This window comes from Rhodococcus sp. PD04, from assembly GCF_035918275.1.
Classification (GTDB): domain Bacteria; phylum Actinomycetota; class Actinomycetes; order Mycobacteriales; family Mycobacteriaceae; genus Rhodococcus; species Rhodococcus rhodochrous.
The window spans coordinates 3,215,802-3,231,842 of the sequence record NZ_CP142143.1; the positions used below are offsets into that span (position 1 = coordinate 3,215,802).

The following is a 16,041-nucleotide window of genomic DNA, read 5'->3' on the forward strand; positions in this document are numbered from 1 at the left end:
GGGTGCTCGTCGTCGGACTCAGCCGTTCTTCCAGTCGTCGTCGGCCGCGTCGGCCGCCTTGTTCCGTTCTGCCGCGATCTCCAGCGCCCGCTGAGCGGTCTCCTTGTCCGGATAGGGACCCATACGGTTGAGGGCGTGCGGATCCTTGCCCTGGGAGACCTTCCCGGTGCGCACGTCGTAGTACCAGCCGTCGTCGCTCATGGTCTCAGTGTGCCCGAATCACGTCTGCCTGTACGGGCAACCCGTCGGTTGGCGTGGCGCGGTACTGTCGGGCCGCACGCATGTGCTCGACGTCCGAACGAAGGAGCAAGCAATGTCCTACATCCTCTTCGACACGTTGCTGCCCTGGCTGGGTCCGGATGCGGCCTCGTACTGGGCGCACCTGCTGGTCATCGATCCGATCTGACCCGGCCGGTAGCAACGCGGTGGGATCGGGAGACGCCGGGCGAACGAGCCGGCCTGTAAGCCGGATCCTGTCCCCCGCCGAAACGGGGTGGCGACCATCCATCTGGGCACACCGTCGCCGGGTACCTCGAGCGGTTCACCCGCAGGCTCGGGCGAGCAGCCCTCGAACACCTGCGCAGCCGCACCGCACGCGATGCGACCTTCAACCTTGCTCCGGGCGGGGTTTACCTAGCCGCCCCGGTCACCCGGGGCGCTGGTGCGCTCTTACCGCACCCTTTCACCCTTACCTGCCGTACGGCAGGCGGTTTGCTTTCTGTGGCACTGTCCCGCGAGTCACCTCGGGTTGCCGTTAGCAACCGCCCTGCTCTGTGGAGTCCGGACTTTCCTCGATGCAGGGCCTGGCACCATCCGGTACCGGTTCCCTGCTCCGCGGCCGCCCGGCCGACTCGTTCGCTCGAACAGACTATCCCGCGGCGTATCGGCGCCGCCAACTACGGTGCACTCATGACGCGACTCGTGGCCCTGCTCCGCGGAATCAACGTCGGCGGCATCCGCATCCGGATGGCCGATCTGAAGGAGGTCTTCGTCGGCCTCGGCTTCGAGAACATCCGCACCGTACTCGCATCCGGCAACGTGCTCTTCGACTCCGAGGACGATCCCGCCGCCGCCAAGGCCCGGATCGAGGCCGCGCTCACCGAGCGGTTCGGTTACGAGGCCTACACCTTCGTCGTCGAGCAGTCGTATCTCGCGCGGGTCGTCGAGGCGTATCCCTTCGACGACGCACGCACCGACCGGCATTCGTACGTCGTGTTCGTCTCCGATCCCGCGGTACTCGCACCGCTGGCCGCCCTGGCGGACGATCTCGATCCGGACCTCGAATGCATCCAGGTGGGAGAGGGCGTCCTCTACTGGCAGGTCGTGAAAGGAGCGACGCTCGACAGTGCCGTCGGGAAGCAGTCGGGTTCGGCCCGGAACAAGGCGACGACGACCGTCCGGAACCTCAACACGCTGCGGCGACTGATCTGACGGGGAGGGTCGACGGCCCCGCCGATCCGCCGGGAGGATCCGTTGCGCCTGCCTACAACCTGCAGGTAGCCTCCCTCCTCGACATTCGTCCCGCCCGGAAGGTCCAGGATGCGCAGAAGCACCGGAATGTTCGCCTCGATTGCGGCGGTCGTGTTCCTCGCAGTCACACCGGCGGTCGCGAACGCCGAGTCGGACACCGACTTCTACACGCCCCCGCCGGCATTCGAGACGGCGCCGCTCGGCGACGTCCTGCGTACCGCGCCGTCGGTCGCCGCCGTCATCCCGAACACCCCGGCCGCCCTCGACGCGACCGTCACCCGGGTGATGTACCGCAGCACGAACGCCACCGGAGGGCCGGTCGCCACCGTCGGCACCGTGCTCGTCCCGTCACAACCGTGGACCGGCCCCGGCCCCCGGCCCACCATCGTGCTCGGTCCGGGCACGCAGGGCATGGGCGACCAGTGCGCACCGTCGAAGCTCATGACCTTCGGCCAGGAGTACGAGTACATCCACATCGGTCCGATGCTCGCGGCCGGCTACGCCGTCGCGGTCACCGATTACGAAGGACTCGGCACTCCCGGCGTGCACCCCTATCTCAACCGCGAGTCGCAGGGACGGGCGATGCTCGACCTCGCGCGCGCCACCCGTTCGCTCGGCGATCTCGGTCTCGACCCCGACGGCCCGATCGCGTTCTGGGGATATTCGCAGGGCGGCATGGCATCCGCATCGGCCGCCGAACTCGCCGCGACGTACGCCCCCGAACTGTCGGTGGTCGGCGCCGTGGCCGGTTCACCGCCCGCCGACCTGGGCGACCTCGCCGTGGCCGGCGACGGATCCCTGCTCTCCGGCGGGATCGGCTGGGTCGTCGACGGTTTCATCTCGGCGTATCCCGAGTACGCCCCGTCGCTGCTGGCGGCATTCAATCCCGCCGGACTCGACGTCCTGCGTCGCGCCGAGACGGCCTGCGTCTTCGATGCGTTCACACTGAATCCGTTCGGGCAGACCTCGTCGTACACGATCGACGGACGGCCCATCGCCGAGCACCTCGGCGACGAGCCGTGGGCGTCGCTGGTCGCCGAGCAGCAACTCGGCAACCGCGCCCCGGCAATGCCGGTCTTCGTGGCGCAGAGCACGGGCGACGACTTCGTGCTCGTCCAAGGGGTCGACACCATGGTCGACAAGTGGTGCTCGGCCGGCGCCGACGTCACCTACCGCCGCTACGACGTCGGACCCGTTCTGACGAAGACCGGGACGGGCCATCTGATCGGCATGTTCCCGGCCGTCGTCGAAGGCCTCGACTGGCTCGATCAGCGGTTCTCCGGCCGGGAATCCCAGTCCGGCTGCACGGCCTGACCTCCCGCCGGAAGAATTTCTCGGAGACCGTGTAACACCCTCGGTCGGCCGACAGATAGACCTGATGAGTGGCCGCGCAGGCAACCCCCCGACATGTCTGCGCGGCCACTTTTCGTTTCGCGACCGCTACGGGTTCACAGGTGCGAGGTGTCGTTGACGAGCCGCACCGACGAACCGCCGTCCGCGTAGAACTCGGCGATGCTGAGCGACGCGAGATCCAGGTGCAGGCGGTACAGCAGCGACGGGCCCGACTCGAGCGCCATCTGCAGGAACGTCTTGATGGGCGTGACGTGCGAGACGACCAGCACGGTCGAGCCGGCGTAGTCGGTCAGCAGGTCGTCGCGCACCGAGGCGATCCGCTTGGCGACCTCGTCGAAGCTCTCGCCGTTCGGGGGTCGCACGGAGGTGTCGCCGAGCCAGCGGCGGTGCAGTTCGGGATCGCGGCGCGCGGCCTCGGCGAAGGTGAGGCCCTCCCAGTCGCCGAAATCCGTCTCGATCAGCCCGTCGTGCACCGTTACCGGGAGATCGAGGGCGTCGGCGGCCGCAGCGGCCGTCTCCCGCGCTCGCCCCAGCGGTGACGACAGCACGGCGGTGATCCCGCCGCGGGCACCGAGTCGCCGGGCCGCGGCGACCGCCTGGTCGCGACCGAGTTCGGTCAGCTCCGGGTTGCCCCGTCCCGAGTAGCGACGCTCGACCGACAGCGAGGTCTGCCCGTGACGCAGCAGCAACAGACGGGTCGGTGACCCGACCGCACCGGTCCAGCCGGGTGAAGCCGGCACTGCCGGATCGGGCACAGGCACGGCCGGCGGGGTGGTGACGTTCTCGGTCCCCGCACTCGACGGCGCCACGGGACGCGTCACAGTGTCGGACGCGACGTCCAGCAGTGCTTCGGCGGCCGCGTCCATCGCGGCGTTGGCCAACCGATCGGCGTAGGCGTTCTCGGCACGCGGGATCCACGTGTAGTCGACGCTGCGGAACCTGCCGGCCAGCTCACGCGCCTGCGCGGCCAGCGGGATCATGTCGGCATGCTTGACCTGCCACCGGCCGCTCATCTGCTCGACGACGAGCTTGGAATCCATGCGGACGTGCACCTCGTCGGCGCCGAGTTCGGCAGCGGCCGTGAGACCGGCGATCAGGCCCTTGTACTCGGCGACGTTGTTCGTCGCGCGCCCGATGCTCGCCTGACGCTCGGCGAGTACGGTCCGATGGTCGGCATCGAAGACCACGGCACCGTAACCGGCCGGTCCGGGATTCCCGCGAGAACCACCGTCCGCTTCGACGACGACCGTCGTCACAGCCCGGATTCCTTGGTGCGGACCAGGATCGCGTCGCACTCCGGGCACCGGACGAGCAGATCGGCGGGTGCGGCGGCGATCCGGGCGATCACACCGCGGTCGAGCTCGATACGGCACGCGCCGCAGCGGCGGGCCTGCAGCAGGGCTGCGCCGATGCCGGACTTCTCACGCTGCTTCTCGTAGAGCGTCACCAGTTCCGCAGGGAAGACGGCGAGCAGTGCCTCGCGGTCGCTGTGGCACCGCTGCTCGGCCACCTCGATGTCGGCGATCGCCTCGTCGCGAGCGCGGACGGCGTCCCCGATCTGGTCATCGACCTGCGAGACCTGCGCACCGGCGTGGTCGTGGTCGGCCTTCGACGCCTCGCGCCGCTCCATGACCTCGAGCAGGTCGTCCTCGAGTGCCGCCTGGCGACGCTCGAGGCTGGTGAGCTCGTGCTGCAGTTCGGTGAGCTGCTTCGATCCCACCGAACCGCTCTGGAGCATCGACCGGTCGCGGTCGGCACGCATGCGCACGGCCTCGATCTCGCCCTCGAGCTTCCGGATGTCCCGGTCGAGGTCGTCGAGGATGATCTCGACGGCCACCGCGGCGTCCTTGCGCGCGTTGCGCTCGGTCTGCAGGCGGTCCACCTCCTGCTGTTCGGGCAGTGTCCGACGGCGATGCGCGAGGCGGTTCAGCTCTGCGTCCACGGCGGCGAGGGACAGCAGCTTGGCCTGCACGGTGGGTTCGACGTTCACTCGGGTGGTTCCTGCTTTCGGTGGTGTGTCGGTGGGCCGGGATCCGGCGGCCACGCGGGACGTGTCGTAGCTGATTACCGTACCGCGCCCGCCGCGGTCGTCCAGGGATCGGTACGCAACTCACTGACCCGCGCCTGCCAGCCGTCCCGGTCGGCGAACGCCGCATCGAGGACGTCGCGGGCCTGCGCGCACCACGGGTACTCGCTCGCCCAGTGCGCAACGTCCACCAGCGCGGGACCTCCGGCGCGCAGATGCTCGTCGGCGGGATGGTGCCGCAGGTCGGCGGTGACGTAGACGTCGACCCCCTGCGCGGTGGCGAGCCCGAGGAAGGAATCGCCGGATCCGCCGCACACCGCCACCGTGCGCACCGGCCGGTCGGGGTCGCCCGCACCGCGCACGCCCCATTCGGTGGCCGGCAGCGCGGCGGCGACGTCGGCGGTGAATTCGCGCAGCGTGCGGGTCTGTGGCAGCTCCCCCACCCGGCCCAGGCCGCGATCGCTCGGCAGGTCGGCGAGCTCGATGATGTCGAAGGCCGGTTCCTCGTAGGGGTGTGCATCGCGCAGCGCGGCGAGCACCGCCGCACGGGATCGGCGCGGGGCGATGACCTCGATCCGGTCCTCGGGGACGCGTTCGAGGTCGCCGACCGAGCCGATGGCCGGGTCAGCTCCGTCGACCGGGCGGAACTGGCCGGTTCCCGAGGTGGACCAGCAGCATTCGCGGTAGTTGCCGAGGGCGCCCGCGCCCGCCGCGAACAGTCCCGCGCGCACCGCGTCGACGGCGTCGGACGGCACCATGACGACCCACTTGTCGGTCGCGGGTTCGGGTTTGGCCTCGAGCGGTCGCAGCCCGGTCAGGCCCAGCGCCCCGGCCAGCGCGTCCGAGACGCCGGGGTTCGCGCGGTCGGCGTTGGTGTGCGCGGTGAACAGGGCGCAGCCGCCGCGGATGAGGCGGTGGATCAGCGCGCCCTTGGGAGTGTGCGCGCCCACGGTGTCGACTCCGCGCAGCAGCAACGGGTGGTGCACGAGCAGCAGTTGCGCACCCCATTCGAGCGCCTCGTCGACGACGGCCGCGGTCGCGTCGACGGCGAGCAGCACCTTGCGCACCGGCTCGTCGGGGTCGCCGGCGACGAGTCCCACCGAGTCCCAGCCCTCCGCCAGCGACGGCGGGTAGGCCGTCTCCAGAACGTCGATCACCTCACGCAGCGTCGCCGCCGTCACGTCCACCTCCAGCTGATCCGCTCTCTCCTACGCGCACGACCCTACGCGGCGGAAGACCGGACGAACGGGGAGAATGGCCCGGTGACCGTTCTCGCTGCCACCCAGCCGCTCGTACTCCCCGCTCCCGTCGTCCTGTTCGATCTCGACGGCACCCTCACCGATTCCGCGACCGGGGTGATCAACGGGTTCCTCCACGCCGCCGAGACGACCGGTTTCGAGGCGCCCGACGGCGACCTGGAGTGGCTCCTCGGACCGCCCATGCGCGACACCCTGCAGAATCTCGGCCTCGACGAGGAGCAGATCGCTGCGGGACTCGCCGCCTACCGCGACTACTACTCCGCCACCGGATGGGCCGAGAACGCGGTCTTCGACGGCATCGAAGCCGTACTCGAGGCCGTGCGCGGGGCCGGTAGCCGCCTGGCGGTCGCGACGTCGAAGTCCCAGACGTTCGCCGAGAAGATCCTCGACCACTTCGGTCTGACCGGATACTTCGAGTTCATCGGGGGTGCGAGCGACGACGGCGCCCGTCGCCACAAGTGGGAGGTCGTCGCGCACAGCCTCACCGCTCTCGGGATCGACCCTCAGGAGACCGAGGCCGGCGGCACGACCGGGGTGGTGATGGTGGGCGACCGCGAGCACGACATCCACGGCGCCGCCCGGTTCGGCATCCCCACGGTGTTCGTCGAGTGGGGTTACGGGACGGAGACCGAGGGTCGGGCGGCGGCGCGGACGACCGCTTCGGTGGAGGAACTGCGGGAGGTGCTCACGGGTGGACGCTGACGACCGTTTCCACGTGACCTTCGTGTGCACCGGCAACATCTGCCGGTCTCCGATGGCCGAGAAGATCTTCGCCGAGCACCTGCGTCGGGAGGGACTCGACGACCGGGTCCGGGTGAGCAGCGCGGGCACGCACGGCTGGCACGTCGGGTCCGAGGCGGATCCGCGCACCGACGCCGTGCTGGAGCGGCACGGCTATCCCACCGGTCACCGCGCCGCGAAGCTCGGCGCAGAGCACCTGTCGGCCGACCTCGTCGTCGCCATGACCACCACTCACGAGCGGGCGCTGGCGCAGCTCGGTGTCCCGTCCGATCGTCGTGTGCTGCTGCGATCGTTCGATCCCGACGCCGACGACGATTCGGTGCCCGATCCGTACTACGGTTCCCTCGACGAGTTCGAGCAGGTCCGCGCGCAGATCGAAGCCGCCGTTCCGGGCCTGCTCGAGCGGGTGCGACAGCAGTGAGACGCACCTCACCGGCTACCGTGGATCTGTGCGCCGATTGACATTTCTCCTACGCCCCGGCTGGTTGGTCCTGGCACTGGTGGTCGTCGGCTTCGCCTACGCGTGTTTCACGGTCCTCGCACCGTGGCAGCTCGGTAAGAACACGAGCACCGAGGACCGCAACGGCCGCATCGCTGCGTCGATGGCACAGGATCCGGTTCCCGTCGGCGAACTGCTCGGCGGCGACGGTCCGACCATCGAGGACGAATGGCGCCGTGTGCTCGCGCAGGGCTCCTATCTGCCCGAGTCGGATGTCCTCGTGCGGTTGCGGAACGTCGAGTCGCGGCCGGCCTACGAGGTGCTGACCCCGTTCGTCCTCGATTCCGGTGGCACGATCCTGGTCAACCGCGGGTACGTGCGGCCGGTCCGCGGCACCGAGATCCCCGAGATCCCGGCCGCGCCGTCCGGCACCGTCACCCTCGACGCCCGCATCCGGATGTCCGAGGGAACGGTCGAGGACAAGGTCCCCTTCGTCGACGCCGGTTACCAGCAGGTGTACTTCATCGACGCCCCGCAGGTCGCGTCCGTCACGGGTCTCGACCTCGAGGACGTCTACCTGCAGCTCGACGCCGACCAGCCCGGTGGTCTCGGCGTCATCCCGCTCCCCCAGCTCGATTCGGGCCCGTATCTGTCCTACGGCCTGCAGTGGCTGGCGTTCGGGATCATGGCCCCGCTGGGTCTGGGCTACTTCGTGTGGGCCGAACTGCGGGAGCGCAGGAAGGCCAAGAATCCGCAAGACGGTGGTGACGCAGCCGGGGCCCCGGCAGAAGCGGCACCGCGCACCGCGAGCGAGAAGCTCGCCGACCGATACGGCCGGCCGCGGTGACCGAGCCGACCACCCTGCCCCGATTCGAGGAGCTCCCGATGTACGCGACCGTCGACGACTACCTGGCCGACAAGGATCCGGCCGCCGTCGACGTGTTCCGGCACGTGCGCGCGATGATCCTCGGTCTCGGCGACGACGTCACCGAGCACGTCCACGCATCGGAGATCTCCTGGTCGCGGGGCCGTCCGTTCGCAGCGGCGTTCGTCTACGCCTCGCGTCTCGAGGTGGCCCTGGATCTGCCGCGGCGCATCCACCACGCGACGCTGCGTGAAGCGTTCCCGAAGAAGGGAACGGTGACGACGCACCGCCTGAGCGTCTCGTCGGTCGACGAACTCGACGACCACTTCGTGGAGTTGCTGGGCGTCGCCTACCGCACCGCGGCGGAACGGCGCGACTGACGCCCCACGGCTCCCTTCCGCACGAAGGAGACGAGATGGACGAGGTCAGCGGCGCGATCCGGTTCCTGTCGGCCTTCACGGCCATCGAGAACCATTTCAAGTGGCAGCTGCAGGCGGACGAGGAGCACATGAGCTTCGTCCGGATGGCCAAGGAATACGCCCGGCGCCACCGCACGCAGGTGGATCTGCCCGCGCTCCGGGCCTTCGCGGACCTGCGCAACGCGCTCGTGCACCAGGACTACTACGGGGGCAAACCGGTTGCCGATCCGGTCCCGGAGGTCGTCGAGGCGATCGAGAGACTGCGCGACCGGATCATCGATCCGCCGAAGGTGCTGCAGGTCCTGCCGAGGCGGGCACCCGCCGTGTTCGAGACGGGCACACCGCTGGATCAGGTGCTCGACGAGATCCGACGCCACGACTACTCGCAGTTCCCGATCTACGAGGACGACACCTATCTCGGACTGCTGACGACGAACTGCATCGCCCGTTGGCTGGCGCATCGTCTCGCGACGGACGAGATCGTCGAGGGCGAGACCGTCGGAGCGGCCCTGGAGTTCGCCGAACCGCACGAGCGGGCCGCGCACCTTCCCCGCACCATCACGGTGCCGCAGGCGATCAAGAAGTTGTCCCCGCCCGCGGGCGGGCAATTGCCGCCGACGGCGTTGATCGTCACGCACAGTGGCAGCGCGAAGGAACGTCCGCTCATGATCGTCGTGGCCGACGACCTGCCGGCGCTCGTCGCGGCGGTGAACGCCGGAAACTAGATCTGTGTGGATCCGACCCCGCTGAGCGGGGCTCGATCCACCGGAATCGCACATGGGATTGTGGGCGCGGAGGGTTTCGAACCCCCGACCGCTGGTGTGTAAAACCAGAGCTCTACCACTGAGCTACACGCCCGAAAGACGGCGGCCGAGGCCGCCGACTTCGCATCAGGACTTTAGCGCGGCGAGCGCTCTGGCCCAAGCTCCCTGGTCACGGGGCTCTCCGGGCTGGTTCTCCTCCGCGAACTGCACGATGCCGTCCTTGTCGATGACGAACGTGCCGCGGTTGGCGAAACCGAACTTCTCGTTGAACACACCGTAGGCCTGTGCGACCTCGCCGTGCGGCCAGAAGTCGGACAGCAGCGGGAAGGTGTAGCCCTGTTCGGCCGCCCAGATCTTGTGGCTCGGCGACGGGCCGACCGAGACCGCGAGGATCGCGGTGTCGTCGTTCTCGAAGGTGGGCAGGTCGTCGCGCACGGCGCACAGCTCGCCCTGGCAGACGCCGGTGAAGGCGAGCGGGTAGAAGACCAGGAGCACGTTCTTGCTGCCCCGGAAGCTCGACAGCGTCACTTCCTGGTTGTTCTGGTCCTTGAGAGTGAAATCGGGGGCTTCGGTGCCCACAGCGATCGGCATACGTGAGGATCCTTACGTTCTGGGAGCCGGGTCAGCGGCGGGGACGGCCGGCCTTGGGCTGGACGAGGCGGCTGCCGATCCAGTCACCGAGGTTGGTGGCCGTGGTCTGGGTGAGGCCGGCCGTGGCGGCCGACTCGGCGATCTCGCTGGGCTCGACATGATCGGGGCGCCCGGTCTTGGGGGTGAGCACCCACACGACGCCTTCGTCGGCGAGGGGGCCGATCGCGTCCATGAGGGCGTCCACCAGGTCGCCGTCGCTGTCGCGCCACCACAGCAGCACGACGTCGACGACCTCGTCGGAGTCCTCGTCGAGCAGCTCCGTACCGGTGACCTCTTCGATCGCAGCTCTCAACTCGTCGTCGGTGTCCTCGTCCCAACCGAGTTCCTGCACCACGTGGTCGTGAGTGATACCGAGCTTGGAGACATAGTTCTTGGCATCCGCCGCGGCGACCACGGTGGCTCCTCCTAGGGGTTGTGGTGCGCGAAATCGGATCCGCGTACCGGCGTGACGATCAATTGGTCAAAGCGAACATCGTTGCGAGCCTCAACGCAACCCGAATCGCTGGGAAAAGCGGGAGAATCTTTGGAGAGAGACCCATTGCACCACCCCGCACCGTGTCCGATCCGTCCTGTCGGCCGGGCCACGACGTGATCCTCCGTCCCGGATGGGGGAAGATGAGGGGTGCATCATGTTCAGATGTCGATTGCGTCGGCTCCCACAAGAGCCGGCCGACGGAGAGGGCGCTCCACCTACGCGCCCACCACGATGAGGAGCAGACGTTGACAGACCTGATCCACGGATCCGACTCCCGACAAGGCGCCGCACCGGGCGCGTCGGGACCGGATTCCTCGGCCAAGCCGGCATCGACCAAGGACAACCGTGTCCGGGTGATCCGCGAGGGCGTGGCCTCCTACCTGCCGGACATCGATCCGGCGGAGACCGAAGAGTGGCTCGAGTCGTTCGACGGGATGCTCGAGGCCGCGGGCCCCACCCGCGCGCGCTACCTGCTGCTGCGCATGCTCGAGCGTGCCAATGAGCGCAAGGTCTCCCTTCCCGCCCTGACCTCCACCGACTACGTCAACACCATCCCGACCGAGAGCGAACCGTGGTTCCCCGGTGACGAGGAGGTCGAGCGTCGCTACCGCGCGTACATCCGGTGGAACGCGGCGATCATGGTCACCCGCGCGCAGCGCCCGGGTGTCGGCGTCGGTGGTCACATCTCCACCTACGCGTCCTCTGCCGCCCTGTACGAGGTCGGCTTCAACCACTTCTTCCGCGGCAAGGACCACCCCGGCGGCGGCGACCAGGTCTTCATCCAGGGTCACGCCTCCCCCGGTATCTACGCCCGCGCGTTCCTCGAGGGCCGCATCGGCACCGAGCAGCTCGACGGTTTCCGGCAGGAACACAGCCACGCCTCGCTCGGCGGTGGACTGCCGTCGTACCCGCACCCGCGCCTGCTCCCGAACTTCTGGGAGTTCCCGACGGTGTCGATGGGCCTGGGCCCGATGAACGCGATCTACCAGGCACGGTTCAACCACTACCTGCACGACCGCGGCATCAAGGACACCTCCGATCAGCACGTCTGGGCCTTCCTCGGCGACGGCGAGATGGACGAGCCGGAGTCGCGCGGCCTGGCGCACGTCGCGGCCACCGAGGGTCTCGACAACCTGACCTTCGTCGTCAACTGCAACCTGCAGCGTCTCGACGGCCCGGTGCGCGGCAACGGCAAGATCATCCAGGAGCTGGAGTCGTTCTTCCGCGGCGCCGGCTGGAACGTCATCAAGGTCGTGTGGGGCCGCGAGTGGGACGCCCTGCTGCACGCCGACAAGGACGGCGCGCTGGTCAACCTCATGAACGTCACGCCCGACGGCGACTACCAGACGTACAAGGCCAACGACGGCGCGTTCGTGCGCGAGCACTTCTTCGGCCGCGACCCGCGGACGAAGGAACTGGTCAAGGATCTGTCCGATCAGGAAATCTGGAACCTCAAGCGCGGTGGCCACGACTACCGCAAGATCTACGCGGCGTACAAGGCCGCGATGGAGCACAAGGGTCAGCCGACGGTGATCCTCGCGCACACCATCAAGGGCTACACGCTCGGTAAGCACTTCGAGGGCCGCAACGCGACCCACCAGATGAAGAAGCTCACCCTCGAGGACCTGAAGTACTTCCGCGACATCCAGCGGATCCCGATCTCGGACGAAGAGCTCGAGAAGGATCCGAAGATGCCGCCGTACTACCACCCCGGTTTCGAGTCGCCCGAGATCCAGTACATGCTCGAGCGTCGCCGGGCCCTCGGTGGTTTCCTTCCGGAGCGCCGTACCACCGCGAAGCCGTTGGCGCTGCCTGCGGAGAAGACCTACGACGTGGTCCGCAAGGGTTCGGGCAAGCAGGAGGTCGCCACCACCATGGCGACGGTCCGTGTGCTCAAGGAACTGTTGCGCGACAAGGAGATCGGTAAGCGCATCGTGCCGATCATTCCGGACGAGGCCCGCACCTTCGGTATGGACTCGTGGTTCCCGTCGCTGAAGATCTACAACCGCAACGGTCAGCTGTACACCTCGGTGGACGCCGATCTGATGCTCGCCTACAAGGAGAGCGAGGTCGGGCAGATCCTGCACGAGGGCATCAACGAGGCCGGTTCGACGGCGTCGTTCACGGCGGTCGGTACGTCCTACGCGACGCACGGCGAGCCGATGATCCCCGTGTACATCTTCTACTCGATGTTCGGTTTCCAGCGCACGGGCGACGGCCTGTGGGCAGCGGCCGACCAGATGGCACGCGGGTTCGTCCTCGGCGCGACCGCCGGTCGCACCACGCTGACCGGTGAGGGCCTGCAGCATGCCGACGGGCATTCGCTGCTGCTCGCGTCGACCAACCCGGCTGCGGTCACCTACGACCCGGCGTTCTCCTACGAGATCGCCCACATCTTCCGCGACGGTCTGCGGCGGATGTACGGCGGTACGGAGGGTGTCGACGGCTTCGGTGGCGAGGACGTCTTCTACTACATCACCATCTACAACGAGCCGTACTCGCAGCCGGCCGAGCCGGAGGACCTCGACATCGAGGGCCTGCTCAAGGGCATCTACCTGTACAAGCGGGGCCAGGAGTCGGGTCCGAAGGCGCAGATCCTGGTCTCGGGCGTGATGATGCCCGAGGCGCTGCGTGCACAGGAGATCCTCGCCGACGAGTGGGGCGTGTCCGCGGACGTCTGGTCCGTCACCTCGTGGGGCGAGCTGCGTCGCGACGGCGTCGAGTGCGACCGCCAGGCGCTGCTGAACCCCGGTGAGGAAGCTCCGGTGCCGTACGTGGCGTCGGTGCTCAACGACGCTGCGGGGCCGTTCGTCGCGGTGTCCGACTGGATGCGCGCGGTGCCCGACCAGATCCGCAAGTGGGTCCCGGGCGACTACACGGTGCTCGGCGCCGACGGATTCGGCTTCTCCGATACCCGTGGCGCCGCTCGCCGCGTGTTCAACATCGACGCCGAGTCCACGGTGGTTGCGGTGCTCTCGGCGCTGGGTCGCGAAGGTGCGATCGATCGCGAGAAGGCCGTCGAGGCGGCCCGCACCTACAAGATCGACGACGTGACGGCCGCCCCGGTCTCGATGGCGGATCCGGGCGTCGCCTGATCTCTCCACCGGTCACGTCCGAGTGGCGTGACCGGTCGGCTCGCGGCCGCCGGGTACTTTCGTCCCATGGTCGACGAGCCGCAACCCCGCCGGACCGGGCAGGTACCGGGCGTTCACAGGGAACGCCCGGTACCGCCGTCCCGCCCCGAGCGGGCACCGCTGCCCGACGCGCTGCTCCGTCGGGTCAAACAGTTCTCGGGGCGACTGTCCACCGAAGCGGTGCACGTCATGCAGGAGCAGTTGCCCTTCTTCGCCGATCTCGACGCGTCGCAGCGGTCTACCGTGCAGCTGGTCATCCAGACGTCGGTGGTCGACTTCCTCGAGTGGGTGCGCAATCCCGACAGCGACCTGCGGTTCAGCCTCGACGCCTTCCAGATGATCCCGCAGGACCTCGCCCGGCGTCTGACTCTTCGTCAGACGGTGGACATGGTCCGTGCGGCGATGGAGTTCTTCGAGCAGTGGCTGCCGGCCCTCGCCCGCAACGAGGAACAGCTCGTGGCGCTCACCGAGGCGATCCTGCGGTACGGGCGGGAGCTCGGTTTCGCCGCCGCGGCGGTGTACGCGGGTGCGGCCGAGTCGCGGGGCGCCTGGGACACGCGACTCGAGGCGCTCGTCGTCGACGCCGTGGTGCGCGGGGACACCGGGCCCGACATGCAGTCGCGGGCCGCGACACTCAACTGGGACGCGACCGCACCGGCGACGGTGATCGTCGGTACTCCCCCGCCCGACCAGGGTGTCTCGGTGATCACCACAGTGCACACCGTCGCCCAGGAGCACGGCCGCGCAGCCCTCGCGGTGGTGCAGGGCGAACGCCTGGTCATGGTGGTCAGCGGCGAACTTCACGGCACGGTCGACGCGGTGAACTTCCGCACCGAGCTGATGCGCGCATTCTCCGACGATCCCGTCGTGATCGGTCCGACGACACCGACGCTGGCGACCGCACACGTCTCCGCCGTCGAAGCGCTCGCCGGCATGGAGGCGGTCGTGGGGTGGCCGGGAGCTCCCCGGCCGGTGCATGCCGCGGAGTTGCTGCCCGAGCGCGCGCTGCTCGGTGATCCCGGCGCGATCGCCGCGCTCGAGGACTTCGTCGTCGCCCCGCTGGCGGCTGCCGGGCCGTCCCTCGCGGACACGCTGGACGCATACCTCGACAGTGGGGGCGCTGTCGAGACTTGTGCCCGGAAGCTGTTTGTTCATCCAAATACCGTGCGGTATCGATTGAAGCGGATCACAGAAGTAACGGGTCGGGATCCCACAAATCCCCGCGACGCGTACGTGCTCCGAATCGCTGCCACGGTCGGTCGCCTGGCACGAAGCCATAACGAATTGAGATCGCCTGCACCACCTGCCACTCGATTCACAATTCGCGAATCGGACACGTAACGTCTCCGGCCTTTCGTCCGATAGCGAGCACCGACGTGCAGATTTGTGGGAACCCTACAAATCGGAGGGCAACCTTTCATCGCTACCGACATCTCGCAGGTACCCGCTCGCGGTGTTCTCTGGTGATCGTGATTTCGCTGCTTGCCCCCGGACAGGGGTCTCAAACACCCGGAATGCTCGCCCCGTGGCTCGAGCAGTCCGGAGCGCGCGACCGCATCGACCAGTGGTCGCAGACGGCGGGACTCGATCTCGCGCGTCTCGGCACCACTGCCACCGCCGAGGAGATCACCGACACCGCGGTGACCCAGCCGCTCGTGGTGGCCTCCGCCCTGCTCGCCTTCGAGGATCTCGACCGTCGCGGCCTCGTGCCCGCCGACACGATCGTCGCCGGCCACTCCGTCGGCGAACTCGCCGCGGCCGCCATCGCGGGTGTCATCGGCGCCGACGACGCCGTCGCCCTCGCCGCCGTCCGCGGAGCCGAGATGGCCCGCGCCTGCGCGCTCGAACCCACCGGAATGTCCGCCGTGCTCGGCGGTGCCGAGGACGAGGTGCTCGCGCGCCTCGCCGAGTTGGATCTGACCCCCGCGAACATGAATGCGGCCGGTCAGATCGTCGCAGCCGGGCGCCTGAGTGCGCTCGAGGAGCTCGCTGCGAACCCGCCCGAGAAGGCCCGAGTCCGCGCCCTGCCGGTCGCCGGTGCCTTCCACACCCGATTCATGGCACCCGCCCAGGACGCCGTGGCTGCCGCCGCGGCGAAGATCACACCTTCGGATCCGACGCACACGCTGCTGTCGAACTACGACGGCAAGCCCGTCACCTCCGGAGCCGACGCCCTCGAACGTCTCGCAGCCCAGGTCACCCGGCCCGTCCGGTGGGATCTGTGCACCGCTTCCCTGCGTGAAGCGCAGGTGAGCCGGATCGTCGAGCTTCCCCCCGCCGGCACGCTGGTGGGCATCGCCAAGCGCGAGATGCGCGGCACGCCCACCGTCGCCCTCAAGACCCCCGCGGAGATCTCCGCTCTGGCCGAAAGTCTTCAACTCGGTTAGGTTGCTGCGCGCGCCGTCGCACAGCACGGGCACCTCACCGGGAACTCCCCGGACCCCC

16 protein-coding genes, 1 tRNA gene and 1 other RNA gene are annotated in these 16,041 nt (G+C 68.7%); 10 read left to right on the forward strand and 8 right to left on the reverse strand.

The window, feature by feature from the left end; translation table 11 throughout:
• Window positions 1-18: 18 nt before the first annotated feature.
• On the reverse strand, window positions 19-201 hold the full coding sequence (locus tag U9J23_RS14815) for a hypothetical protein (RefSeq protein WP_059380879.1): 183 nt from the start codon (window positions 199-201) through the stop codon (window positions 19-21).
• A gap of 245 nt (window positions 202-446) precedes the next feature.
• An RNA gene (gene rnpB, locus U9J23_RS14820) (RNase P RNA component class A) lies at window positions 447-854 on the reverse strand.
• Between the two features lie 55 nt (window positions 855-909).
• Here rnpB and U9J23_RS14825 point away from each other — a divergent pair.
• Together U9J23_RS14825 and U9J23_RS14830 are read left to right on the forward strand one after the other, a co-directional pair.
• Window positions 910-1,431: a DUF1697 domain-containing protein gene (locus tag U9J23_RS14825; protein ID WP_059380878.1), complete on the forward strand. Its 522-nt coding sequence runs from the start codon at window positions 910-912 to the stop codon at window positions 1,429-1,431.
• Between the two features lie 108 nt (window positions 1,432-1,539).
• Complete coding sequence (locus tag U9J23_RS14830; protein WP_106199373.1) at window positions 1,540-2,784, forward strand: lipase family protein; 1,245 nt, start codon at window positions 1,540-1,542, stop codon at window positions 2,782-2,784.
• A gap of 134 nt (window positions 2,785-2,918) precedes the next feature.
• Here the strand turns inward: U9J23_RS14830 and U9J23_RS14835 are convergent, their stop codons facing one another.
• From U9J23_RS14835 to U9J23_RS14845, 3 genes are all read right to left on the reverse strand, one after another.
• Window positions 2,919-4,079 carry a bifunctional RNase H/acid phosphatase gene (locus tag U9J23_RS14835; RefSeq protein WP_059380876.1) on the reverse strand — a complete coding sequence of 387 codons (1,161 nt, stop codon included), beginning with the start codon at window positions 4,077-4,079 and terminating at the stop codon, window positions 2,919-2,921.
• Window positions 4,076-4,813 (reverse strand): zinc ribbon domain-containing protein, encoded by a 738-nt coding sequence (locus tag U9J23_RS14840; protein WP_059380875.1) that lies wholly within the window; start codon window positions 4,811-4,813, stop codon window positions 4,076-4,078. Before U9J23_RS14840 ends, U9J23_RS14835 begins: the two co-directional genes overlap by 4 nt.
• A gap of 74 nt (window positions 4,814-4,887) precedes the next feature.
• Window positions 4,888-6,036, reverse strand: a complete 1,149-nt coding sequence (locus U9J23_RS14845) for a Nif3-like dinuclear metal center hexameric protein (RefSeq protein WP_085468410.1) — start codon at window positions 6,034-6,036, stop codon at window positions 4,888-4,890.
• A 75-nt stretch (window positions 6,037-6,111) separates the two neighbouring features.
• Here U9J23_RS14845 and U9J23_RS14850 point away from each other — a divergent pair, with 75 nt between their 5' ends.
• From U9J23_RS14850 to U9J23_RS14870, 5 genes are read left to right on the forward strand one after another with little or no spacing between them, the layout of a single operon-like run.
• Window positions 6,112-6,810, forward strand: a complete 699-nt coding sequence (locus tag U9J23_RS14850) for an HAD hydrolase-like protein (RefSeq protein ID WP_085468411.1) — start codon at window positions 6,112-6,114, stop codon at window positions 6,808-6,810.
• A complete protein-coding gene (locus U9J23_RS14855) occupies window positions 6,800-7,270 on the forward strand; it encodes a low molecular weight protein-tyrosine-phosphatase (RefSeq protein WP_085468412.1) in 471 nt (156 codons plus the stop codon). The genes U9J23_RS14850 and U9J23_RS14855 overlap by 11 nt, the downstream gene beginning before the upstream one ends.
• 28 nt (window positions 7,271-7,298) lie before the next feature.
• Entirely contained in the window at window positions 7,299-8,135 is an 837-nt protein-coding gene (locus U9J23_RS14860; RefSeq protein ID WP_059380871.1) for an SURF1 family cytochrome oxidase biogenesis protein, read from the forward strand.
• Window positions 8,132-8,533, forward strand: coding sequence for a DUF5655 domain-containing protein (locus U9J23_RS14865; RefSeq protein ID WP_080968132.1), 402 nt, complete (start codon window positions 8,132-8,134; stop codon window positions 8,531-8,533). Before U9J23_RS14860 ends, U9J23_RS14865 begins: the two co-directional genes overlap by 4 nt.
• Window positions 8,534-8,568: 35 nt before the next feature.
• On the forward strand, window positions 8,569-9,297 hold the full coding sequence (locus U9J23_RS14870) for a CBS domain-containing protein (protein WP_059380870.1): 729 nt from the start codon (window positions 8,569-8,571) through the stop codon (window positions 9,295-9,297).
• A gap of 61 nt (window positions 9,298-9,358) precedes the next feature.
• On the opposite strand, the gene U9J23_RS14875 is transcribed toward U9J23_RS14870, so the two are convergent.
• The 3 genes from U9J23_RS14875 to U9J23_RS14885 form a co-directional block, all read right to left on the reverse strand.
• A tRNA-Val gene (locus U9J23_RS14875) sits at window positions 9,359-9,430 on the reverse strand.
• A gap of 32 nt (window positions 9,431-9,462) precedes the next feature.
• Complete coding sequence (locus tag U9J23_RS14880) at window positions 9,463-9,927, reverse strand: peroxiredoxin (protein WP_059380869.1); 465 nt, start codon at window positions 9,925-9,927, stop codon at window positions 9,463-9,465.
• A 31-nt stretch (window positions 9,928-9,958) separates the two neighbouring features.
• Complete coding sequence (locus U9J23_RS14885) at window positions 9,959-10,381, reverse strand: DUF3052 domain-containing protein (RefSeq protein ID WP_006554437.1); 423 nt, start codon at window positions 10,379-10,381, stop codon at window positions 9,959-9,961.
• Window positions 10,382-10,707: 326 nt separating this feature from the next.
• Between U9J23_RS14885 and aceE the strand changes: the two genes are divergently transcribed.
• From aceE to U9J23_RS14900, 3 genes are all read left to right on the forward strand, one after another.
• The gene (gene aceE, locus U9J23_RS14890; protein WP_059380868.1) at window positions 10,708-13,557 is read left to right on the forward strand and encodes a pyruvate dehydrogenase (acetyl-transferring), homodimeric type; all 2,850 of its coding nucleotides are present in this window, start codon (window positions 10,708-10,710) and stop codon (window positions 13,555-13,557) included.
• 66 nt (window positions 13,558-13,623) lie between these two features.
• Complete coding sequence (locus tag U9J23_RS14895) at window positions 13,624-14,937, forward strand: PucR family transcriptional regulator (RefSeq protein WP_230823462.1); 1,314 nt, start codon at window positions 13,624-13,626, stop codon at window positions 14,935-14,937.
• A 128-nt stretch (window positions 14,938-15,065) separates the two neighbouring features.
• Window positions 15,066-15,983 carry an ACP S-malonyltransferase gene (locus U9J23_RS14900; RefSeq protein WP_085468541.1) on the forward strand — a complete coding sequence of 306 codons (918 nt, stop codon included), beginning with the start codon at window positions 15,066-15,068 and terminating at the stop codon, window positions 15,981-15,983.
• Window positions 15,984-16,041: the final 58 nt, after the last annotated feature.